The organism is Rhodococcus aetherivorans (genome assembly GCF_011058165.1).
GTDB lineage: Bacteria > Actinomycetota > Actinomycetes > Mycobacteriales > Mycobacteriaceae > Rhodococcus > Rhodococcus aetherivorans.
Genome location: NZ_JAALEG010000028.1, coordinates 1 through 20,278, shown reverse-complemented (window position 1 = coordinate 20,278; position 20,278 = coordinate 1). Strand labels below are relative to the sequence as shown.

Annotated in this window: 20 protein-coding genes and 1 pseudogene; 11 read left to right on the top strand and 10 right to left on the bottom strand. The window is 71.2% G+C overall.

Features of this window, described 5'->3' with window-relative positions:
- Positions 1-57: 57 nt before the first annotated feature.
- The 3 genes from G6039_RS13395 to G6039_RS13385 are packed head-to-tail and all read right to left on the bottom strand — an operon-like array spanning position 58 to position 4,768.
- Positions 58-1,992: an alkyl/aryl-sulfatase gene (locus G6039_RS13395; RefSeq protein WP_043798481.1), complete on the bottom strand. Its 1,935-nt coding sequence runs from the start codon at positions 1,990-1,992 to the stop codon at positions 58-60.
- On the bottom strand, positions 1,989-3,200 hold the full coding sequence (locus tag G6039_RS13390) for an acyl-CoA dehydrogenase family protein (RefSeq protein WP_043798480.1): 1,212 nt from the start codon (positions 3,198-3,200) through the stop codon (positions 1,989-1,991). Before G6039_RS13390 ends, G6039_RS13395 begins: the two co-directional genes overlap by 4 nt.
- A gap of 11 nt (positions 3,201-3,211) precedes the next feature.
- Positions 3,212-4,768: an acyl-CoA synthetase gene (locus tag G6039_RS13385; protein WP_043798478.1), complete on the bottom strand. Its 1,557-nt coding sequence runs from the start codon at positions 4,766-4,768 to the stop codon at positions 3,212-3,214.
- A 112-nt stretch (positions 4,769-4,880) separates the two neighbouring features.
- On the opposite strand from G6039_RS13385, the gene G6039_RS13380 reads away from it, so the two are divergent.
- Entirely contained in the window at positions 4,881-5,495 is a 615-nt protein-coding gene (locus G6039_RS13380; protein WP_029545845.1) for a TetR/AcrR family transcriptional regulator, read from the top strand.
- A gap of 10 nt (positions 5,496-5,505) precedes the next feature.
- Here G6039_RS13380 and G6039_RS13375 read toward each other — a convergent pair whose 3' ends face one another.
- Complete coding sequence (locus G6039_RS13375) at positions 5,506-6,111, bottom strand: TetR/AcrR family transcriptional regulator (protein ID WP_006935252.1); 606 nt, start codon at positions 6,109-6,111, stop codon at positions 5,506-5,508.
- A 190-nt stretch (positions 6,112-6,301) separates the two neighbouring features.
- Here G6039_RS13375 and G6039_RS13370 point away from each other — a divergent pair, with 190 nt between their 5' ends.
- The 5 genes and pseudogenes from G6039_RS13370 to G6039_RS13350 all read left to right on the top strand — a co-directional run bounded on the left by G6039_RS13370 (position 6,302) and on the right by G6039_RS13350 (position 11,634).
- Positions 6,302-7,624, top strand: a complete 1,323-nt coding sequence (locus tag G6039_RS13370) for a flavin-containing monooxygenase (RefSeq protein ID WP_043798715.1) — start codon at positions 6,302-6,304, stop codon at positions 7,622-7,624.
- Positions 7,625-7,663: 39 nt separating this feature from the next.
- Positions 7,664-8,680 (top strand): alpha/beta hydrolase, encoded by a 1,017-nt coding sequence (locus tag G6039_RS13365; protein ID WP_029545840.1) that lies wholly within the window; start codon positions 7,664-7,666, stop codon positions 8,678-8,680.
- A 4-nt stretch (positions 8,681-8,684) separates the two neighbouring features.
- Positions 8,685-10,289, top strand: a pseudogene (gene fadD1, locus G6039_RS13360) (fatty-acid--CoA ligase FadD1).
- A gap of 83 nt (positions 10,290-10,372) precedes the next feature.
- On the top strand, positions 10,373-10,573 hold the full coding sequence (locus G6039_RS13355) for a hypothetical protein (protein WP_006939743.1): 201 nt from the start codon (positions 10,373-10,375) through the stop codon (positions 10,571-10,573).
- A gap of 20 nt (positions 10,574-10,593) precedes the next feature.
- Positions 10,594-11,634 carry a TIGR03617 family F420-dependent LLM class oxidoreductase gene (locus tag G6039_RS13350; RefSeq protein WP_029545838.1) on the top strand — a complete coding sequence of 347 codons (1,041 nt, stop codon included), beginning with the start codon at positions 10,594-10,596 and terminating at the stop codon, positions 11,632-11,634.
- Between the two features lie 28 nt (positions 11,635-11,662).
- On the opposite strand, the gene G6039_RS13345 is transcribed toward G6039_RS13350, so the two are convergent.
- Positions 11,663-12,355, bottom strand: coding sequence for a hypothetical protein (locus G6039_RS13345; protein WP_006939747.1), 693 nt, complete (start codon positions 12,353-12,355; stop codon positions 11,663-11,665).
- A gap of 29 nt (positions 12,356-12,384) precedes the next feature.
- Complete coding sequence (locus G6039_RS13340; RefSeq protein ID WP_006939749.1) at positions 12,385-12,942, bottom strand: CsbD family protein; 558 nt, start codon at positions 12,940-12,942, stop codon at positions 12,385-12,387.
- Between the two features lie 180 nt (positions 12,943-13,122).
- On the opposite strand from G6039_RS13340, the gene G6039_RS13335 reads away from it, so the two are divergent.
- Positions 13,123-14,559 (top strand): hypothetical protein, encoded by a 1,437-nt coding sequence (locus G6039_RS13335; protein ID WP_043798476.1) that lies wholly within the window; start codon positions 13,123-13,125, stop codon positions 14,557-14,559.
- Positions 14,560-14,577: 18 nt separating this feature from the next.
- On the opposite strand, the gene G6039_RS13330 is transcribed toward G6039_RS13335, so the two are convergent.
- The gene (locus G6039_RS13330; protein WP_029545834.1) at positions 14,578-14,910 is read right to left on the bottom strand and encodes a hypothetical protein; all 333 of its coding nucleotides are present in this window, start codon (positions 14,908-14,910) and stop codon (positions 14,578-14,580) included.
- A gap of 223 nt (positions 14,911-15,133) precedes the next feature.
- On the opposite strand from G6039_RS13330, the gene G6039_RS13325 reads away from it, so the two are divergent.
- The 4 genes from G6039_RS13325 to G6039_RS13310 all read left to right on the top strand — a co-directional run bounded on the left by G6039_RS13325 (position 15,134) and on the right by G6039_RS13310 (position 19,022).
- Entirely contained in the window at positions 15,134-15,373 is a 240-nt protein-coding gene (locus G6039_RS13325; protein WP_006939756.1) for a hypothetical protein, read from the top strand.
- A gap of 144 nt (positions 15,374-15,517) precedes the next feature.
- Positions 15,518-16,834, top strand: a complete 1,317-nt coding sequence (locus G6039_RS13320) for an MFS transporter (protein ID WP_006939757.1) — start codon at positions 15,518-15,520, stop codon at positions 16,832-16,834.
- Positions 16,827-17,492: an ArsR/SmtB family transcription factor gene (locus G6039_RS13315; protein WP_006939758.1), complete on the top strand. Its 666-nt coding sequence runs from the start codon at positions 16,827-16,829 to the stop codon at positions 17,490-17,492. Before G6039_RS13320 ends, G6039_RS13315 begins: the two co-directional genes overlap by 8 nt.
- Positions 17,493-17,609: 117 nt before the next feature.
- Positions 17,610-19,022 carry an alkaline phosphatase PhoX gene (locus G6039_RS13310; protein ID WP_029545828.1) on the top strand — a complete coding sequence of 471 codons (1,413 nt, stop codon included), beginning with the start codon at positions 17,610-17,612 and terminating at the stop codon, positions 19,020-19,022.
- A 42-nt stretch (positions 19,023-19,064) separates the two neighbouring features.
- On the opposite strand, the gene G6039_RS13305 is transcribed toward G6039_RS13310, so the two are convergent.
- From G6039_RS13305 to G6039_RS13295, 3 genes are read right to left on the bottom strand one after another with little or no spacing between them, the layout of a single operon-like run.
- Positions 19,065-19,466 (bottom strand): TIGR03668 family PPOX class F420-dependent oxidoreductase, encoded by a 402-nt coding sequence (locus G6039_RS13305; RefSeq protein ID WP_006939760.1) that lies wholly within the window; start codon positions 19,464-19,466, stop codon positions 19,065-19,067.
- Between the two features lie 28 nt (positions 19,467-19,494).
- Positions 19,495-19,761, bottom strand: coding sequence for an SPRY domain-containing protein (locus G6039_RS13300; protein ID WP_029545826.1), 267 nt, complete (start codon positions 19,759-19,761; stop codon positions 19,495-19,497).
- 47 nt (positions 19,762-19,808) lie between these two features.
- Positions 19,809-20,135, bottom strand: a complete 327-nt coding sequence (locus G6039_RS13295) for a hypothetical protein (protein ID WP_241258780.1) — start codon at positions 20,133-20,135, stop codon at positions 19,809-19,811.
- Between the last annotated feature and the right edge of the window lie 143 nt (positions 20,136-20,278).

The following is a 20,278-nucleotide window of genomic DNA, read 5'->3' as shown; positions in this document are numbered from 1 at the left end:
TGCACTCAGCCTACTGTGACGGACGCCATAACGCAAGGGCGGTGTCAGTGAAATATGTTAGAGGACAACATAATTCGACTGTGCTGTAGCTCGCGGGGTGACGATCGGAAATGCCGGGTCGAACCCGCCGCGCAGGTCGAACGGCACCCGCCACGCGGCAGCGTCACCCGAGATCGTGACGTGCCCGGCGGCCTCGGCGTCGGCCGCGGTGAGTGCCCCGAGCACCAGTCGCGCCAGCACCGGCCGCGACAGTGCGACGGTGGCATCCACGTCGCCGCGCTGCGGACGACGGCTGTGGACGAGCACACCGTGGCGGACCAGGACGAAGATCCGCCCGTCGCCGTCCACATCGAGCGCCACGTGGGCGTCGCATTCGGCGGCCGCGGCTCCGTCGAGCCGGACGGCCAGGTGATCGAGCAGCATCTCGGTGGTCATCGCCGTGAGCATGTCGCCCCGCGCCCCACCGCCCCCGGCGTAGGCGACGCCCGAGCGCAGTTCCTGGGCACCCGTCAGGTAGAAGTTCCGCCACGAGGCAGCCTCCGCCTGATATCCGAGCTGCTCGAAGGCGTCGGCCTGCAGGGCCCGCGCGTCCTCGTTCCCCGGGTCGGTGAAGACGACCCGGCCGACCACCTCGGCGACCCACCGGTAGTCGCCGGCGTCGAACGAGGCCCGTGCCTTGCGGAGGACCTCGTCCGCACCGCCCATGAACTCGACGTACCGCGCCGCCGCCGCGGCGGGCGGGTGGGGGTGCAGGTTCGCCGGGTTGGCGTCGAACCAGCCCAGATACTTCTGGTAGACCGCCTTGACGTTGTGTTCGAGGGTTCCGTAGTAGCCGCGGTTGGACCAGTAGGTCGCCAGGGCGGGCGGAAGCTCGAGTCTCTCCGCGATCTCGGCCGCGTTCAGCCCGCGCGCCGCCCACCGCAGCGTCTCGTCGTGGATGAAGCGGTACAGGTCGCGCTGCTTCTCCATGAATTCGCGGATCGCCTCGCGCCCCCATACCGGCCAGTGATGGCTGATGAACAGCACATCGGCCCGGTCGCCGAAGAGGTCGAGGGCGTCCCGGATGTAGTTGCTCCACGCTGCGGCGTCGCGCACCTGAGCGCCGCGCAGGGTGTAGAGGTTGTGCATGTTGTGCGAGACGTTCTCGGCCATGCACAACGCCCGCAGGTCCGGAAGGAAGAAGTTCATCTCCGCCGGAGCCTCGCTGTCCGGGGTGTACTGGAAGACGATCCGCACCCCGTCGAGCACCATCTCGGTACCGGTCTCGGCGACCAGGTCGGTGGGAGCGAGCAGCGTCGGTGCACCGTTGGCGAGTGCGGCTCCGAGCCCGACCGAGACGACACCCCGGTCGTCCGCCGGCAGGAGCGAGCCGTACATGTACTGTGCGCGCCGCTTCATCGCGTTGCCGGCCTGGACGTTCTCGCTGACGGTGTGTTCCATGAAGCCCGACGGCGCGACGATCCGCACCGCACCGCGCGCCACCTCGTCGCCGGACACGACGCCCTTGACCCCACCGAAATGGTCGGTGTGGCTGTGGGTGTAGACGATCGCGCGGATCGGCTTGTCCCCGAGGTGTTCTCGTACGAGTCGCATGCCGGCGGCGGCGGTCTCCGGGGTGAGCAGCGGATCGATCACCAGGTATCCGGTGTCTCCCTCGACGATCGTCATGTTCGCGATGTCGAAACCCCGGATCTGGTGGATGCGATCGGTGACCCGGAACAGGCCGTGCCGCACGGTGAGTTGCGCCTGCCGCCACAGGCTGGGGTTGACGGTGTCGGGGCAGTCGCCGCCGAGGAAGTCGTACCGGGTCAGATCCCACACCACCCGGCCGTTCTCGGCGCGGATCACCGGCGGGTCGATCGTGGCGACGAATCCGCGGCGGGCGTCGTCGAAGGAACGCCGGTCGGCGAAGTCCAGTGTGCTCAGCACGGCCCGGTTGGCCGCCGCGGTGGCGGGGGTGGCCGCCTTCGGCCTCGACAGTGGGCTGGTCATGCCGCTTCCTTTCCGCGCGCCGGCTGTGCGAGCAACTGCTTGGCGATCCCGTTCTTCTGGATCTCGGACGACCCGGTGAGGACGCGGAACATGCGCAGCCGCCGGAACAGCCATTCGACCTCGGCGCCGCGGACCATGCCCGCCTTGCCGTGGATCTGCACGGCCTCGTCGGCGATGCGGAAGGCGTGCTCGGCGACGAACAGCTTGCACATGAACGCCTCGACGCGCGGCGGTGTGCCGGCGTCGAGCGCGGCGAGGGCGTCGTAGGTCATGCTCCGGGCCGCGTAGTAGTCGGTGGCCATGTCGGCGATCTTGTGCTGGATCGACTGCAACGCCGCCAGGGGTGCGCCCTGCACGTGCCGCGTCTTCGCGAAGTCGACGGTCAGGTGCAGCGCGCGTCGCGCGCTGCCCAGCACCGTCGGGCAGTGCAGCAACCGGTTGACGGTCACGCGCCCCAGCCCGATTCGCAGACCGTCGCCGACGGAGCCGAGCAGCTGCTCGGGCCCGACGTAGCAGTCGTCGAGGATGATGTCGCTCTCCACGTGCTGGCCGGACATCGGCAGGTCACCGTCGACGACGGTGCAGCCGGGGGAGTCGAGATCGACGAGGAAGGCCGAATAGACCTCCGGGTCGGTGTCACCGGCGGGGGCCATTCGCGCGACGAGCACGGAGAAGTCGGCGAACGGGCCGGCCGAGGAGAACACCTTGCGGCCGGTCAGCCGCCAGCCGTCCCCGTCGGGGGTGGCGATGGTGCGCATCCGCCGTACGTCGGATCCCGCGTCCTCCTCGGTGAGCGAGGAGCAGCACGCCCGCTCGCCGCGCAGCACCGGCATCAGGTACTTCTCGAGCTGGTGGTCCGTGGCCACGCCGAAGATCGACCCGACGCGGAGCGGCCCGCCCATGTCACCGAGGACCGAGTGGGCGAGGATCCGGCCGCTGGCCCCCACCTCCTCCTTGAGGACGGCGAGTTCGGTGTAGGACAGGCCCTGACCGCCGAGGGCCGGCGGCAGATGGATTCCGTAGAACCCGAGTTCACGGCTGCGCCGCCACACCGGTTCGAGTTGCTCTCGGGTATAGCGGGTTTCCGGTCCCAGGCCGAGTCGTTGTTCGTACTCGGCGAGTTCGCCGTCGAGGTAGTCCCGCAGGCGCGGAACCAGCGTCGCGAGCCGCGGGTGGTCGTCGTAGGACGGGGTGAGGGTGAACGACATGGGGGTCCTTGTCAGTGAACGCGGCGCTCGGCGCCGGACCAGTAGGAGTCGCGCACGGCGCGGCGGTCGACCTTGCCGTTGCGGTTGATCGGAAGGGACTCGACGAAGTCCACCGAGCGCGGCTTCTTCATCCCGGCGAGCCGCTGGGCGCAGTGGTCGATCAGTGCGGCTTCCGTCGGCCCGGTGCCGGGGCGCGGCACGACGACGGCCTTCACGGCCTCGCCCCACCGCTCGTCGGGGACGCCGACGACGCAGACCTCGGACACGTCGGGGTGCTCGTACAGGGCAGCCTCGACCTCACTGCAGTAGATGTTGAACCCGCCGGAGATGATCATGTCCTTCTTGCGGTCGACGATGAACAGATACCCGTCCTCCCGCAGGCGCCCGATGTCGCCCGTGTGGACCCACCCGTCGCGGAAGGTCTCCGCCGACAATTCCGGTTCGTGCCAGTACTCGCGCACGCAGTCCGGCCCGCGCACGACGATCTCGCCGAGTTCGCCTGCCGGCACGGGCCGGCCTTCGTCGTCGACCACCCGGACTTCGGTGTCGAACACCGCGCGTCCGCACGACAGCAGGAGCTCGGGGTCGGAGTCGATTCCTCGCTCCACGTCATCCGGAGTGAGAACTGTTACCCCACTGGTGGTTTCAGCCTGTCCGTAACCCTGGGCGACGACCGGTCCGAACAGGTCGACGGCGTCACGCAGGCGTTGCGGGGAGACGGGCGCGCCACCGATCCGCACGCATCTGAGGCTCGAGTAGTCGGTGGTGGTGGCCTCCGGGTGGTCGAGCACCAGGTTGAGCATGGTGGGCACCATGAACGTCGAGGTGATGCGCTCGGACTCGAGGGTGCGCAGGAACAGCCCGGTGTCCCAGTGCGGCAGGATCGCGACGGTCGATCCGCGGGAGAGGGAGGCGAGCAGGCCCATGCCCGAGGCGTGGGTGATCGGGCCGGGTGCGAGGTAGCGCTCGCCGACACCGAGCGAGCTGTCCGGAGTCATCAGGCGCTTGCGCATGTTGGCCAGGCGGTTGCCGTGAGTCTGCACCGCGGCCTTGAGTTTTCCGGTCGAGCCGGAGGTGAAGTTCAGGACCGCGGGAACCTCGGGGTCGACCTCGATCGCCACCGGGCGATCGTCGCCCTCGGCCAGCAGGTCGCTGTAGCGCACCGCGCCGTCGCAGCTGTCGTCGTAGTCGACGACCGTGCAGTCCGCCCCCGTGTCGGCGACGATCTTCAGCGCGGCCTCGGCGTGCTCGGCGTCGACGAACAGCATGCGCACGGCCGCGTCCCGTAGGACGTGGGCGACCTCGGCGGCGCCGAGTCGCGCGTTGATCGGCACGCGGAGCAGTCCGGCCTTGCACAGGGCCATCTCGGTCTCCACCAGCTGCGGGCGGTTACCGGCGAAGGTGGCGACCGCCTGCGCCGGTTCGAGTCCGCGCCCGAGCAGTGCCGAGGCGAGCCGGTTGGTGGAGCCCTCCAGGCGGCGGTACGTCCAGCGCTCGTCGCCGCACACCACGGCTTCGTGGTCGGGCCAGTACGTACTGCTGCGGCTCAGATAGATGCCGAGGTTCATTTCCGCTCCTTCGCGGACAGAGTGACTGTTATTGGACACGATGTATTGAACTGGTGTCCGTGTCAAGACTTGCGCTAGCATGGGCGTCCTGGTACCGGGAAGGGAGCCGGCAATGGCCACGGAAGACCGCCGGGTGCGTCGCACCAAGCGACTGCTGCGCGATGCGCTCGTGACGCTCGTGCTCGAGCGCGGCTACGGCGCCGTCACCGTCGAGGACATCGCCGAACGGGCCGACCTCAGCCGCGCCACCTTCTACGGGCACTACACCGACAAGGACGACCTGTTCGGGCGGATCGTCGCGGATCTGATCGCGGAGTTGAACGAGCGCCTGCGCCCGCTCGTCACGGACTCGTCGGCCGGGTTCACCGGCAAGCCGGTCCTGGAGATGTTCCGCCACGCCGCCGAGGAACGCGACGTGTACCGGGTGATCCTGCGCGGGGAGGGCGACGGCCGTGCGCTGCGGGAGTTCATGGACGACCGCAGCGAGGTCGTCGCCCGGATCTTCCGCAAGCGCGCGGACGCCCACGGGGTGACCCCGCGCATCGACGTCGACGTTCTCGCCCGGGCCTGGGTCGGCGAGCAGATCTCCGTGCTGCGCTGGTGGATCGAGTCGGACCCGCCCGTGCTTCCCCTCGAGGACGTCACGGAAATGCTGCTGGAACTGTCCCTGCGCGGCCGGTACTGGGCGAACGGCTTCGACGGACCGCCGCCCGGGGCCGGGTCCTGACGGTCGCCGATCAGCGCGGCGCGGCGGGCGACAGGCCGGCGAGCACGTACCGCCGCACGTAGCGCAGCACGGCGGCGGCGTCGTCGGGGTCGAGGGTGTTGCCAGGCACGGTGGCGAGGCTGATGAGCGAGCGCGCCACCCACTCGGCGGCCTCGACGGGATCGGCGTCGTCACGGACCTCCCCGCGTTCGATCGCCGCGACGACGAACTCGAGCCAGAACGCCGCGAGATCGGGAACCAGTTCGCGCACCCCCGCGCCGGCGCACGCCTCGAACTCCTCCGGCTCGGTGGCGCGCAGCCGGAGCGGCAGCGCGCCCGGGTCGTCGTAGGTGGCCCGGCCGATCCGGACGCCGGCCGCGAGCTGTTCGTCGAAGGAGCCGTACCCGGCGAGCGCCGCTCGGGCGTCGGCCCAGTACGCCTCGTCGAGCCGGACGATCACGCTGCCGACCAGGCTCGCCTTGTCCGGGAAGTGCCGGTACAGCCAGGCCCGGGACACGCCGGCCGCCTCGGCCACCTCGGCCATCGTGGTCGCCCGGATTCCCTTGGCGCGCAGCGAGTCCTCCGTCGCGGCGAGCAGTCGCTCGCGGACGCTTCCGGGTTTCGTCTCGATGGGCACGCGCTGTTCCTCTCGGCCGGCGGACCGCGCGGCCCGCGAGCCGACCCTACGCGCAGTAGACACTTTCCGGAATGTGTGTACACCCGCCGTGAACATGTTCTACATTGTGGTCGTCGTCACCGGACGCGCTCGCGCCGGAGATCGGACCGGCTCACCGGATGGCCGGAACCTGCACATGAGGAGCTGCGACATGCCGGCACCGACCACCGCCGTCATCGGCGCGGGAATCAGCGGTCTGACCGCGGGCAAGATGCTCGGGGACTACGGAGTGCCCTACACGTGCTTCGAGTCGTCGGACCGGATCGGCGGCAACTGGGCGTTCGGCAATCCCAACGGGCACAGCAGCGCCTACCGCTCGCTGCACATCGACACGTCCAAGCATCAGCTCTCGTTCAAGGACTTCCCGATGCCGGAGTCCTTCCCCGACTTCCCACATCACACCCAGATCAAGCAGTACCTCGACGGATACGCCGCGGCGTTCGACCTCGAGTCGCGGATCGAGTTCCGCAACGGTGTCGTGCATGCCCGCCGGAACGCGGACGGCCGGTGGGAACTCGACACCGAGGACGGGCGTACCCGGTACTTCGACTTCCTCGTCGTGGCGAACGGTCACCACTGGGATCCACGGATCCCGGACTTTCCGGGCGAGTTCACCGGCATGTCCCTCCACTCGCACCAGTACGTCGATCCGCGCACGCCGATCGACTTCTCGGACAAGCGCATTCTCGTCGTCGGGATCGGCAACAGTGCCGCCGACATCGCGGTGGAGCTGTCGTCGAAGGCGCTCGGCAACGAGGTCACCCTGTCCACCCGCTCGAGCGCCTGGATCGTGCCGAAGTACATCGCGGGCCGTCCGGCCGACAAGTACTACCGGACCAGCCCCCACCTTCCGCTCTCCTGGCAGCGCAAGCTCGCCCAGCTCGGGCAGCCCGTCATCGCCGGGCGTCCCGAGCGGTACGGCCTGCCCACGCCCAACCACAAGTTCTTCGAGGCCCACCCCACCCAATCGGTGGAACTGCCGCTGCGCCTCGGTTCCGGCGACGTCGTCGCCAAGCCGAACATCCGCCTACTCGACGGCGCGACCGTGCACTTCGAGGACGGCACCTCGTCGGACTTCGACGTCGTCGTCTACGCCACCGGCTACAACATCACCTTCCCGTTCTTCGACGAGGACTTCGTCAGCGCGCCCGGTAACCACATCCCGCTCTACAAGCGGATCTTCAAGCCTGGCATCGACAACCTCGCCTTCGTCGGGTTCGCACAGGCCACGCCTACCCTGTTCCCGTTCGTCGAATGCCAGGCCCGGCTCGTCGCGGCCCACGTGATCGGCCGGTACCGGCTGCCGTCGGTGGACGAGATGGAGCGGGTGATCGAAGCAGATCAGCGCAAGTACACCGGGCACATGCTCGACCGGCCCCGGCACACCCAGCAGGTCGACTACTTCCTCTACGAACACGACCTGCGGGTACACGAACTACCCGCCGGCAGGAAACGGGTGCTTGCGCACCGGTAGTCGCGTCCACCCGACCGGCCTCCCCGAGAAGGTATCCGAATGACACACCGACACAAGACCTTCCGATCCGATGACGCGCTCTGCGACGCCTGGCACTTCCCCGGGCAGGGCGAGGCGTTCGCCGGTGACGGCGGCCGCCCGGTCGTCGTGATGGCGCACGGGCTCGGCGGCACCAAGGATTCCGGCCTCCAGGCGTTCGCGGAGCGGCTCGCCGCGGCAGGTCTCGACGTCCTCGCCTTCGACTACCGGGGATTCGGCGCGTCCGGTGGTGCGCCGCGTCAACGGGTCGACCTGCGCGGCCAGGCGGACGACTACCGGGCCGCCCTGTGCGCCGCCGCCCGCCTCGACGGGGCCGACCCGAATCGCCTGATCCTGTGGGGTGTGTCGCTGGCAGGTGGACATGTGCTCTCGGTGGGGGCACACCGCCGGGACGTCGCGGCCGTCGTCGCCCTCACGCCGCTGGTCGACGGCCCCGCCGCGGGTCTGCTGGCGGCGCGGCACCATTCGATGCCGTCGATGCTGCGGTCCACCGCGATCGGGACCCGCAGCCGAGTCGCGGCGCTGAGAGGCCTTCCACCCGTAACGATTCCGATCGTGGGTCGCCCCGGCGAGACCGCGGCACTGACCCTGGACGGATATTTCGAGGACTACACGGCACTCGCCGGCCCGACGTGGCGTAACGAGATCGACGCAGGCGTCGCGCTCGAACTCGGTACCTACCGGCCGGGCAAGGACGCCGCCGGACTGCGGTGCCCGCTGCTCGTCCAGATCGCCGACTTCGACCGCAGTGCACCCCCGCACGCCGCCGCGGTCGCCGCCGCCCGGGGACGGGCCGAGGTCCGCCACTACCCGTGTGACCACTTCGACGTCTGGCCGGGGCGCGACTGGTTCGATGCCGCGGTCGCCCATCAGATCTCGTTCCTGTCCCGGCACCTCGGTGCCGGGAGCCCGCCCGCCGGGAGTCCCCGGCACTACGGCACCGCCGGGAGTCCCCGGCACGACGGCACCGCCGGGAGTCCCCGGCACGACGACGCCGCCCCCACGACGACGAGGTAGACCGATGGCAGAGACCGTCCAGCAAGCCCTCCGTGAGCGATGCGACCAGGACACCACCGCAGTCGTGTACGGCGACAGGACATGGACGTGGCGCGAGCACCTCGGCCGCGCATCCGCCCAGGCCGCGGCCCTGCTGGGCGTGGCGGACCCGGACCGCCCGATGCACGTGGGCACCCTGCTCGGCAACACTCCCGACATGCTCGAGGCCATGGCGGCGGCCGGACTCGGCGGCTACGTCCTGTGCGGCATCAACACCACCCGCCGCGGCGACGGCCTGGCCCGCGACATCCGGCGCGCCGACTGCCAGATCGTCGTCACCGACCCGGAACACCGGCCCCTGCTGGCCGGGCTCGACCTGCCGGGGGTGCGGATCCTCGACACGTCGTCGCGGGAGTGGGCCGACCTGCTCGCCGGGGCCGGTGTCCTGCACCCGCACCGCGAGGTCGAGGCCATGGACACCTTCATGATGATCTTCACGTCGGGCACGAGCGGCGATCCCAAACCGGTCCGCGTCGCCCACCTGATGGTGCTGTTCGCGGGTCAGAACCTCATCGGTCGGTTCGGTATCGCCGACACCGACGTCTGCTACTTGTAGATGCCGCTGTTCCATTCCAACGCCGTCCTCGCCGGCTGGAGCGTGGGCATCGGCAGCGGCGCCGCCATGGTCCCGGCCGCCTTCTCGGCGTCCCGGTTCCTCGACGACATCCGCCGCTGCGGCGCGACCTACATGAACTACGTCGGCAAGCCTCTCGCCTACGTGCTCGCGACCCCCGAGCGGCCCGATGACCGGGACAACCCGCTGCGCGTGGCATTCGGCAACGAGGCCACCGATCGCGACATCGAGGAGTCTGCACGCCGGTTCGACTGCACGGTATGGGACGGCTTCGGCTCCACCGAGAACGCCGTCATCGTCACCCGCGAGCCCGGCACGCCGCGCGGATCGATCGGCAAGGGCCTCGACGGCGTCGCCGTCTACAACTCCGCCACCGTCACCGAGTGCCCCGCCGCGGAGTTCGACGCCGCCGGTGCCCTGATCAACGCGGACGAGGCGATCGGCGAACTGGTCAACACCCACGGCGCCGGGTTCTTCTCCGGGTACTACAACGACCAGGAGGCCACCGACGAGCGACTCCGCCACGGCATGTTCTGGTCCGGCGACCTCGCGTACAAGGACGCCGACGGGTGGATCTACCTGGCGGGCCGCACCGCGGACTGGATGCGCGTCGACGGCGAGAACCTCGCCACCGCTCCCATCGAACGGATCCTGCAGCGCCTGCCCGCCCTGAACCGCGTCGCCGTCTACGCGGTGCCGGACGATCACGTCGGCGACCAGGTGATGGCCGCGATGGTTCTGCAGGACGCTGCCGAACTGACCCCCGAGATGTTCGAGGAGTTCCTCGCCGCCCAGCCGGACCTGTCGCCGAAGGCGTGGCCCCGCTACGTGCGCATCGCTGCCGACCTGCCCGGTACCGCTACGAACAAGATCCTCAAACGCGAACTGGTGCAACAGGGCCCGACTCCCGGCGGCGGCGTGCTGTGGTCCCGCCGCGACCGTCGCGCGACGGGCACGACATCGGGGGAGGAGGGCGGCTACGTCGTGACCGGGTGATCCGGGGGAGAGGCCGCGCGTTCGAGTCTCGCTGAGCGGGACTCCGGCGAGGGCGTCGCAGGTGCGCTCCTAGCATCCGCGTCATGACCGCAACCACCGTCGCCGCCTCCGACGTGCACGCGCTGCTCGAACGCCGGCAGCAGTACTCGCGTGACCACCTCGAGGAGTGGATGCGGCCCGAGGAACGCTCGGTGTTCTCCCCGTACGACCGGCTCGGCGCCACCGCCCAGGGCTTCACCGGCAGGCACGAGGGCAGGAACCCGCGCGGAATCGTCGTCTTCTGACCGCGACGAGAGGTCTCGCCATGGAGAGGGTGGCGTCGTTGCCGGCGGACACGCAACTGGGCCGGGTGGCCGAGCGGGTACGCCGGATCGAGGCGCTCGGGTACGACACCGTGCACGTGTCGGAAACGGTGCGGGACCCGTTCACCGTGTGCGCGCTGGCGCTGGAACACACGTCGCGGCTGACGGTGCGCACCAGCATGGTCGTGGCCTTCGCCCGGAGCCCGATGGTGACCGCGTATTCCGCGTGGGAGCTCGCCCGCTTCTCCGGGGGCCGCTTCCAGCTCGGTCTCGCGACGCAGGTCCGCGGCAACATCGTCGGCCGGTTCTCGATGCCGTGGAGCAATCCCGCCGCCCAGCTGCGCGACTACCTCGACTCCCTGCGGGCGATCTTCGGCTCGTTCGCCACCGGAGAGCCTCTGTCGCACAGCGGCACGCACTACACATTCGACCGGTTGCAGCCGTACTTCCGACCCGGCCCCGTCCATGTCCCGGCGCCGCAACTGTGGACCGGTGGCGTCAACCGGCGGATGTGTGTGCTCGCCGGTGAGTGCTCCGACGGATTCGTCACGCACCCGACGAACTCGCACCCCACGTTCCTGCGCGAACACATCCTGCCCGCACTGCGCGAGGGCGCCGAACGCCGTGGCCGGCGCGACGGCGGCCCCCGCGTCGTGGTGGTTCCCAAGGCGATCACCGGCCGCGACGACCGCGTCGTCGCGGCCGCGCGCGAGGCGGCCCGCTCCGAATTCGCGTTCCTGTACTCGACACCCGCCTACCGCGGAACGCTGGCGGCGCTCGGTCTCACCGAATTCGGTGAGCGGCTGACCAGGCTGGCGCGGGAACAGCGTTGGAACGAGATGACGGAGACGGTGAGCGACGACGTCCTGCGCACCCTCGTCCCGCACGGCACCTACGCCCAGCTGCCGGCCGTCCTCGAATCCTGGTACGGCGGCACGTGCGACGGGTTGTCGATCGACCCGCCCGAGGACCCGGCCGACGACGACGAATTCGCGGCCCTGCTCGACCGCATCCGGGCGATCCCGGTGCGGCCGGTGCGGTGAGGACCGCGGCGCCCGACGGGTCGCCTCGTCAGGCCGGTCCGCCTGCGGCCTCGCCGTTGCGCTCGGCACGACGCCCGACCTTCTCCGCCTCGGACAGATCCTCCAACCGCTCGGCGCGGGCACGCTTGTCGGCTGCCTCGCCCCGTTTGTCGGCGGCGTCCTTCAGCTGCGCCTCGGCCGGGGCGGCGGCGGCCTGCTCGGCGGCCCTGATCTGCTCCTGTTCCTTCCGCCGGGCCGATTCGACCGCCTGCGTGCGCTGTGCCGCCTCGGCGTCGGCCTGCCGTTTCGCCGCCTCGGCGCGTTGCTCGGCCTCCCGTGCGGCGGTGCGCTTGCGCTCCTCCTCACGGGCCCGGGCCTGCGCCACCTCACGCTGCCTCGCCTCGTGGGCCTCCGACTGCTGCGCCCGCGCCTGCTCGCGCTCGGCGCGCAGCGCGGCGTCGGCCTCCTGCTCCTTGCGGGCGGCCTCCTCCTCGAGGGCGCTCGCCCGGGCGAACGCGTCGGTGCGCTCGGTCATCGCGGCGCCGCGCTGCTGCACGTCGCGGGCGCCGAGCACGGTTCCCACGGTCCCGTCGAGCAGGCCGAGGCCCCGCTCGTACATCAGTCGTGGGGGTGCGTCGGGCGGGAACCGCGAGAACACCTGCTGCTCGATCATCTGCAGCGGGAATCGGAAGATCTGGTACTGAAGGCGCAACACGGCCAGGGGCACGGTGGTGATGTTCATGTCGTCTCCGCTTCGTCGGGTATGAGAGGTCAGGGCGTTTCGGCGTCGTCGCCGAGGCTCTCGGCCTTCTGCCGGGCCCGCGCGGCCTCGGCGCGCGCCTCGGCGGCCTCGTCCATCGCCTCCCGGTGTTCCTCGGTGGCATCGATCGCGTCGGCGGTGGCCTCGGCCACCCGGGCGCGCTCGGCGGACTGCGCGCGCGCCGTCTCGACGCGGGCGTCGCGTTCGGCTTCGAGCCGCCCGGCCGCGGCCCGGTGCTGCGCCTGCTGCTCGGCGACCAGATGCTCGCTCTGCTGCCGGCGGCGCACGTCCTGCTCCGCGGCCGCGGCCTCCTGCCGGACCGTCGCTCGTTCCTGCGCGCCCCGCTCGTGGATCGACCCGAGTTCGTCCGCAGCCTCCTCGGTCTCCGCCCGCGCGACGGCTTCGGCGGTGTTCGCCTCCTTGCGTGCGTGGGCCTCGGCCTGCTGGAGCTGGCCCTCGGCGGTGAGCGAGTCGTTGCCGGTCACCGCGCCCGCGACTTCCTTCGCCTTGCCCTTGATGGAATCCAGCAAGCCCTCGCGGGCTTCCGCGGACGTGCCCTCTTCGTCCATGACGTCCTGCTCCTCGGTGGTAGGGACTGTCTGTGCGGGGTTGTCCGCTACCCGGGGGTAACCCGAAATGGCCCGCGTCAATCACGCAGGTGGATTTTCGGAGTGCGGATCCGGGCCCGGCCGCCTGCGCTCCGGCGGACAATGAGGCGCGAGGATCCGGCTCAGGGGGAGGCGACGTCGATGACCGGGAACGACGGCTCGGCTCCGGACGGGACGTATCGACGGGTGCTTCCGGAGGCCGGAGCGCACGTCGGCGGCGGCCGCTACCGGCTGGTGGAGCGGCACGGCACCGTGGGCGGCCTGCAGTGCTGGCGGGGGCGCGACACGGCCATGAACCGGACCGTCGCGCTGACCCTCGTGCCTCGCCCCGCCCCGGATGCCGGCTTCTTCCCGGGCCTGTGCGTGCGGACCGCCTCGGCGGCCTTCGAGCGGGCAGGGGCCGCGGCCCGGGTCTTCGACGTCGTCGGCGACACCGACCACTGCGTGGTGGTGGCCGAGTGGACGCGGGGCCGGTCGCTGCGCGACGTCGCCGCCGACCGTCCGGACCCGGCCGCGGCCGCACGGATGACGCTTCGCCTGGCCGAGACGGTGCGCGCCGCGCACCGGCAGTCCACGGTCCTGTGCCTGGACGATCCGGTCCGCGTCCGGGTCGGCGAGTGCGGTACCGCCGTCCTCGCCTTCCCCGCGATCCTGTCCGGTGCGGACGAGACGACCGACGTCGCCGGGCTCGGCGCGGTGCTGCGCTGCCTGCTCGGCGCCGGCGAGGCGCGCCCCGGCGCAGAGCCGATGCGGCAGCTCGCCGACGAGGCTTTGGGCGGACATGTTTGTACCGCAACCGATTTCGTCGACCGTCTGGATCGGATGCTCCCGCGTGGCGACGTGCGGTTCCGGGGCGCGGAACGCACGGCCGAAGCCGTACGCCGCCAAACCCCTTCGCCGGCACCGGAACGGTTCCCGGCGCATCGGCCGCCCGCGACCCCTCCCCGGCGCATCGCGGTCGTGCCTGCCTCGGCTGCAATGGTTCTGGTGGCGTGCCTCGCCGCGGTCGGCTGGGTCGCCGGCACCGCCCTGAGTGGCCCGGGTGGCGATTCCGTGGTGACGGCACCGACGCTGCCCGCAGTCGCCGTCGTGGCGCCGACGATCGGTGCCGGGGCGGCGCCGATCAGCGCCCCCCTCGTTCCGCTGTCCGTGCGCGCCCAGTCGCGGGACGGGACTACCGACAATGCGGTGACGGCGGACCTTGCGGCGGACGCCAACCCGAACACGGCCTGGAGCACCGACCTGTATCCCCGGCCGGTCCCGGCCGGCCGGAGCGGCGTGGGCCTGACGATCGCCTTCCCGCGGCCGGTCCGGCTCGGCGAGGTCCGGATCGACAGCCTCAGTGCCGGTTCGCGTGTCGAGATCCGAACCGCGCCCCGCGGTGGCGGCCCGCACCCCGCGGCGCAGACGATCGGCGGCGCTGTCCTCGTCTCCGGCGTGACCCGCATACCGGTGGCGGCGACGGCGGCACCGATGTCGGAGGTGCTCGTCTGGATCACGGAGCTGGCGTCGGTCGGGCCCGGCCGCTTCCGGACGTCGCTGTCCGAGGTGGGATTCAGCGGAGACGCCGGACCGTGATCGTCCGCTGGCACCTCGTCAGTCGTACGCGCGGACGTGGCGGACGACCACCCGCGGACCGTACCGTGCGCGCGCACGGGCCAGTGCCTCCGACCGCACCTGCTCCTCGGTCACTCCCGTGGGCAGGGACAGGATCAAGCTCTCCGTGCGGTGGTCCGGGTCGGCGGGATCCTCGACCAGGCACATCCAATCGAACGTTCCACCGGCGCGTCTGCGGGCCAATTCGATCCGGGCCGCCTCGACAGGCCCGCACCCCACGGCGGCATCGTGCGTCGTGCTCTGGTCCACGAGCCGCACGAGATGCTCGGTGGACCACCGGTGCACACCGCTGTTCAGCCGAACAGGATCCATCGCGTCACCGCCTCCCCGCGGCACATCCCCGGACCCTTCGCTTCGGGCGTCGAGTCCGGTGCGGGAGCTCTCCGGTGATTCTTCCACCTGTGCGGCCGGACGAGAAGGCCGGTTGCGGCGTATCCGCCGAGCGGACCGGCCGGGTGCCGGGCGTGGCGCCGGAGCACCCCGTCGGCCACGATGACTTCACACCCCGCACGTCGAATCGAAGGACGGTCCCGCAATGAGCACCCCCGAGCTGGCCCGGCACGCCTCGCGGTTGCGGGCCGATCTGCACGTGTTCGATCGACGTATCAAGGAACTGAGCGAAGAGTTCGGGCGGATCGATCGCCATTCCCACGGAGACTCCGCCGAGGCCGCGCTCCTCGAGATCCTCGACCTCCTCGCCGACGCGCGCCTGGATCTGCGCAGCGTCGACAAACATCTGGAGACGGCGGTCCGGCACGCCGAGAACCTGCACTGATCGCCGCGAGGGCACACCCGCTCCGACGTCGGTGGCAGTTCATTCCATAATTCCATAGAATGTCGTAGTGACGTTGCCGCGTCTCCCGCCGGGAAGGCCCGGCGCGCGGCGACCCTGATCCCACACGTCCCCGGAGGGCGGCTCATGAACAGCCCCACGCGCCCCACCACCCCGTCCGGCGAACGGATCGGACTCGGCCTGCGCCGCAACGCCGCCCAGTTCACGCTGCTGGTGGTGGTCAACGCCCTCGTCGGAGGCATGCTCGGCCAGGAACGCACCGTGCTGCCGCTGCTCGCCGAGGAGGAATTCGGCATCCGCGCCTACACCGCCGGCCTGTCGTTCATCCTCGTCTTCGGCCTGTCGAAGGCGATCACCAACTATTTCGCGGGCACCTTCTCCGACCGGTACGGGCGCAAACCGGTGCTCGTGGCCGGCTGGCTGGTCGCAGTCCCGGTGCCGCTGCTGCTCATCTGGGCTCCGTCGTGGGGCTGGGTGATCTTCGCCAACGTGCTGCTCGGCATCAGCCAGGGACTGACCTGGTCCACCACGGTGGTGATGAAGATCGACCTGGTCGGCCCGGCCCGCCGGGGGCTCGCGATGGGACTGAACGAGGCCGCGGGGTATGCCGCCGTCGCCGCGACCGCGCTGGCCACCGGCTACCTGGCCGAGGCCTACGGTCTGCGGCCGGCGCCGTTCCTGCTCGGCATCGCCTTCGCGGCCCTCGGCCTGGGACTGTCCACCCTCGCCGTGAAGGAGACCCGCGAACACGCGCGCCTCGAAGCCGTCGGCCACGTGGCCCGCGCCGACGGACGCCACGACCACCTGCACGACAAGCTCACCGACCGGCAGGTGTTCGTCCAGACCAGCTTCAAGGAACCGGCACTGTCGTCCGCCAGCCAGGCCGGCCTGGTCAACAACCTCAACGACGGCCTCGCCTGGGGCCTGTTCCCGATCCTGTTCGCCGCGGCCGGCCTCTCGGTCGGCCGGATCGGCGTCCTCGCCGCGCTGTACCCGGCCGTGTGGGGAGTGGGCCAGCTGGTCACCGGCGCGCTGTCGGACCGGTGGGGCCGCAAGTGGATGATCGTCGCCGGCATGTGGCTGCAGGCCCTCGCCCTGGCCGTGATCGCCGTCTCGGATGCGTTCCTGCCGTGGGCGATCGCCGCGGTGGCGCTCGGCGCCGGCACCGCGCTGGTCTACCCGACCCTGCTCGCCTCGATCGGCGACGTCGCCCACCCCGCCTGGCGGGCACGGTCCGTGGGCGTGTACCGGCTCTGGCGCGACGGCGGATTCGCCGCCGGCGCCCTGCTGGCCGGTATCGTCGCCGACGCGTTCGGCGTCCACGCCGCCGTGTGGGTCGTGGCCGCGCTGACCGCCCTGTCCGGGCTGATCGTCGCGGTGCGCATGTACGAGACCCACCCCCGACCTGCCCGCGTCGCACAGGAGGACCCCGCCCATGGCTGACCGAGCCGCCAAGGACGCCCTCTTCGGGGAGTTCGCCGCCGTCGGCAAGGTGCTCGGCAACCCCGCGCGCCTGGAACTGCTCGACCTGCTCGCGCAGGGCCCGCGCAGCGTGGACGAGCTCGCCGCCGCCGCCGGGCTCGGGGTGAGCACCTGCTCGGCGCACCTGCAGACGCTGCGCGCGGCCGGGCTGGTGCAGTCCCGCCGCGACGGCAAGCGGATCTTCTACTCGCTCGCCGGGGACGACGTGGCCGTCCTGTGGGACACCCTGCGCCGCGTCGCCCAGCGGCACCGCCCGCACACCGAGCTCGCCCGTCGCGCGTATCTCGGCCCGGACGACACCACGGCCGTCGGCACCGAGGAACTGCTGCACCGCCTCGAGACCGGCGAGGTGGTCCTGCTCGACGTGCGCCCCGAGGCCGAATACGCCGCCGGGCACCTGCCCGGCGCGCTGCACGTGCCACTCGACGAGCTGACCGAGCGGCTCGCGGACCTGCCGGCGGGCCGCGAGATCGTCGCCTACTGCCGCGGCCGGTACTGCGTGCTCGCCCACGACGCCGTCCGGCTGCTGCGCACCCACGGCGTGCCCGCCCGGCGAGCCGCCGACGGTGTGCTCGAGTGGCGACTCGCCGGCCTGCCCGTCGACTCCGACGTCGCCTGACCGCCTCCGCGACGTTCGCGTCCGGTTCAGTTCCGGGTCACGCGCCGGCCACCGAACCGGGCTTTCCGGTACCTACGGTCCGAAGGACTCGACCGGATCGATGGAGGTATCGAAACAGTGACGACGGCACCACTGAATCGCCGCGGGTTCCTCGGACGCACCGCGCTGGCCGGACTCGGCGTGGCCCTCGCCGGCAGCGTCGAGGCGCTCGTGCGCCCCGGACTTGCGTCCGCCGTGCCCGGCACGGCGATCGGCTACGGCCCGCTCGTCCCGGATCCCAACCGCATTCTCGCCCTGCCCGTGGGCTTTTCGTACACCGTGGTGTCGCGCTCCGGCGAGACGACCCTCGACGACGGCGCGCCCGTCCCCAGCGATCCCGACGCCAACGGCGTGTTCGCGCGGGGCAACGGTTCCACGATCGTGACCAACCACGAGATCGGCAAGGACGAGCCGTTCGGCGTGCCCGTCGTCGACGGCCTGACCTACGACCCCGGTGCCCGAGGCGGCACCACCACCGTCACGGTGGGGCCGAACGGGCAGCGCACGGGCCAGTACGTCAGCCTGGCCGGCACCGTGAACAACTGCGCCGGCGGAATCACCCCGTGGGGCACGTGGCTGACGTGCGAGGAAACCGAGGCACGCGCCGGCTCCAAGGGATTCACGCTCGACCACGGTTACGTCTTCGAGGTCGACCCCGCGAGCCAGGAAGCCAACCGCGGCAAGAGCCCGGTGCCGCTGAAGTTCCTCGGCCGGTACGCGCACGAGGCCGTCGCCGTGGATCCGGCATCGAGCGCGATCTACCTCACCGAGGACGCCGACGAGCCCAACGGCCTGTTCTTCCGGTGGACGCCGCCGCAGGGTTTCCGCGGCGGGCCGGGCGCCCTGCGTGAACTCGCCGTGTCGCCGGGCGGCGACACGGCGGGCAGCCTGCAGGCGATGAGGTGCCTCGACGGCGGCACGCACGTGCCCGACCTGTCGCAGGCCACCGAGCCGGGCGTGCGCTACGCGGTGGAGTGGGTCGACGTCCCCGACCGCGACGCCGCCACCACGCCGGTGCGCGCACAGTTCGCCGCCGACGAGGTCACCCGCAGCCGCAAGCTCGAGGGCCAGTGGTGGGGCGACGGCGGCGCCTATTTCGTCGCCAGCTACGCCCGCACCGGCGACGGCAGCGTCGCCGAGCACGACGGCCAGGTGTGGTTCTACGATCCGGCCTCGCAGACGATCACGCTGAAGACGCTGTTCGGGGTCAACCCCGACCCGTCCGTCGACACCGGCAACTACGACGGTCCCGACAACATCACCGTCTCGCCGTACGGCGGCGTGATCCTCGCCGAGGACGGCGACGGCATCAGCCACCTCATCGGCGTCACCGCCGAGGGACAGCCGTTCGCCATCGCCCGCAACGAACTCAACGACAGCGAGTTCTGCGGACCGGCGTTCAGTGCCGACGGCAAGACCCTGTTCGTCAACATCCAGTCGCCCGGGCTGGTCCTTGCCATCACCGGGCCGTGGCGTCGTCCGATCAATTGATCCTCGATCGCACGGCCCGCGCGGCGCCGCGGGCCGTGCGTGTCAGGCGGACCAGGACCGCCAGCGCAGATCGGCGATCCGGAGCACCGGCCCCGCCGGGCGGGCGGCGCGGTACTGCGCGTACTTGACGGCGAGCGCATCGAGACCGGCCGTGCCGACCGCGGAGCGCGGGTCGTGGACGGTGGCGGTGCCGTCGAGGCGTACCCACCACAGGTGCGTCCAGTCCTCCTCGTAGTGGTCGACGAGCACGGTGACGTGCGGGTTGCCCTCGATGTTGCGCAGGCGCCGCAGCCGGCGCGTCGTCTTCGGTTTGTCGTCGACGCAGGTGTAGAGGACGTCTCCGGCGAGCGCGAACACGATCGGGACGAGGTGCGGGTGCCCCTCCGGCCCGGCGGTGGCGAGCCGTGCGACGCGGGCGGCGGTGACGAGAGCGCGTGCGTCCACACCCCCCACGGTAGGCGCCCGCCAGTCGTCACCTTCTCGGTCCGGGGATCCGCCTGTCGGGGCCGAACCGCGAGCCCGCGAGGCCCGGCGGCGCCGGCCGCCAGTTGTACTGGTTCTGCGGCGGCGGGGATTCCAGGTCGGCCCAGGCTTCCCGCGCCCAGGACTCGGCCTCCGGTCCCGGGCCGAAATCGATGCCCAGCGACGGGTCGTGGGTGCAGATCACCCAACGGTGACCGTCGGGAGTCTCGTGGATGCGGTAGTGCCGTGCCGTCGTGGGGTCGGGGAGAGGTGCCATGGGGACCGGGTTCCCCGCGGCGCGGCGAATCATGTCGGGCGCATTCCTCAGGTGCTGCCGAGGCGCTGCGGCCGGGCCGTGTCCGCTTCCACCCGAAGCACCTCGAGGACGACGCCGCCGTCGACGGTCTCCTCCTCGACAAGGATCGCGGCCAGCCGGTCCAGCGCCGTCCGATGCTGCGTCAGGAGCGCGACCGCCCGTTCCTCGGCGGCCCGCAGCAGCCGGGCGACCTCGCGGTCCACGAGCTGCTGGGTGTGTTCCGAGTAGGGCCGCACGAGGCTCCGGTCGCTGGTGTCGGCATGGAGGTAGTTGGGATCGCCGGAGCCGTACCCCACCGGTCCGAACGCTTCGGACAGCCCGAATTCCCGTACCATGCGCACCTGCGGGCCTGCGGCTGGCCCCGCTCGGCGGCGGAGGTGTGCGCCGTCTCGGCGGCCGCGTTCGTCGTGACCGCCCCGATCGTCGCCGCACTGTCCGGCACCGTCAGCGTCGTGGCGGTCGCGGCCAACATCTTGGT

Excerpts from the sequence above, each read along its gene's own strand:
- G6039_RS13395 (WP_043798481.1), bottom strand. The coding sequence starts at position 1,992 with ATGACCAGCCCACTGTCGAGGCCGAAGGCGGCCACCCCCGCCACCGCG.
- G6039_RS13390 (WP_043798480.1), bottom strand. The coding sequence starts at position 3,200 with ATGTCGTTCACCCTCACCCCGTCCTACGACGACCACCCGCGGCTCGCG.
- G6039_RS13385 (WP_043798478.1), bottom strand. The coding sequence starts at position 4,768 with ATGAACCTCGGCATCTATCTGAGCCGCAGCAGTACGTACTGGCCCGAC.
- G6039_RS13380 (WP_029545845.1), top strand. The coding sequence starts at position 4,881 with ATGGCCACGGAAGACCGCCGGGTGCGTCGCACCAAGCGACTGCTGCGC.
- G6039_RS13370 (WP_043798715.1), top strand. The coding sequence starts at position 6,302 with ATGCCGGCACCGACCACCGCCGTCATCGGCGCGGGAATCAGCGGTCTG.
- G6039_RS13365 (WP_029545840.1), top strand. The coding sequence starts at position 7,664 with ATGACACACCGACACAAGACCTTCCGATCCGATGACGCGCTCTGCGAC.
- G6039_RS13355 (WP_006939743.1), top strand. The coding sequence starts at position 10,373 with ATGACCGCAACCACCGTCGCCGCCTCCGACGTGCACGCGCTGCTCGAA.
- G6039_RS13350 (WP_029545838.1), top strand. The coding sequence starts at position 10,594 with ATGGAGAGGGTGGCGTCGTTGCCGGCGGACACGCAACTGGGCCGGGTG.
- G6039_RS13345 (WP_006939747.1), bottom strand. The coding sequence starts at position 12,355 with ATGAACATCACCACCGTGCCCCTGGCCGTGTTGCGCCTTCAGTACCAG.
- G6039_RS13340 (WP_006939749.1), bottom strand. The coding sequence starts at position 12,942 with ATGGACGAAGAGGGCACGTCCGCGGAAGCCCGCGAGGGCTTGCTGGAT.
- G6039_RS13335 (WP_043798476.1), top strand. The coding sequence starts at position 13,123 with ATGACCGGGAACGACGGCTCGGCTCCGGACGGGACGTATCGACGGGTG.
- G6039_RS13330 (WP_029545834.1), bottom strand. The coding sequence starts at position 14,910 with ATGGATCCTGTTCGGCTGAACAGCGGTGTGCACCGGTGGTCCACCGAG.
- G6039_RS13325 (WP_006939756.1), top strand. The coding sequence starts at position 15,134 with ATGAGCACCCCCGAGCTGGCCCGGCACGCCTCGCGGTTGCGGGCCGAT.
- G6039_RS13320 (WP_006939757.1), top strand. The coding sequence starts at position 15,518 with ATGAACAGCCCCACGCGCCCCACCACCCCGTCCGGCGAACGGATCGGA.
- G6039_RS13315 (WP_006939758.1), top strand. The coding sequence starts at position 16,827 with ATGGCTGACCGAGCCGCCAAGGACGCCCTCTTCGGGGAGTTCGCCGCC.
- G6039_RS13300 (WP_029545826.1), bottom strand. The coding sequence starts at position 19,761 with ATGGCACCTCTCCCCGACCCCACGACGGCACGGCACTACCGCATCCAC.
- G6039_RS13295 (WP_241258780.1), bottom strand. The coding sequence starts at position 20,135 with ATGGTACGGGAATTCGGGCTGTCCGAAGCGTTCGGACCGGTGGGGTAC.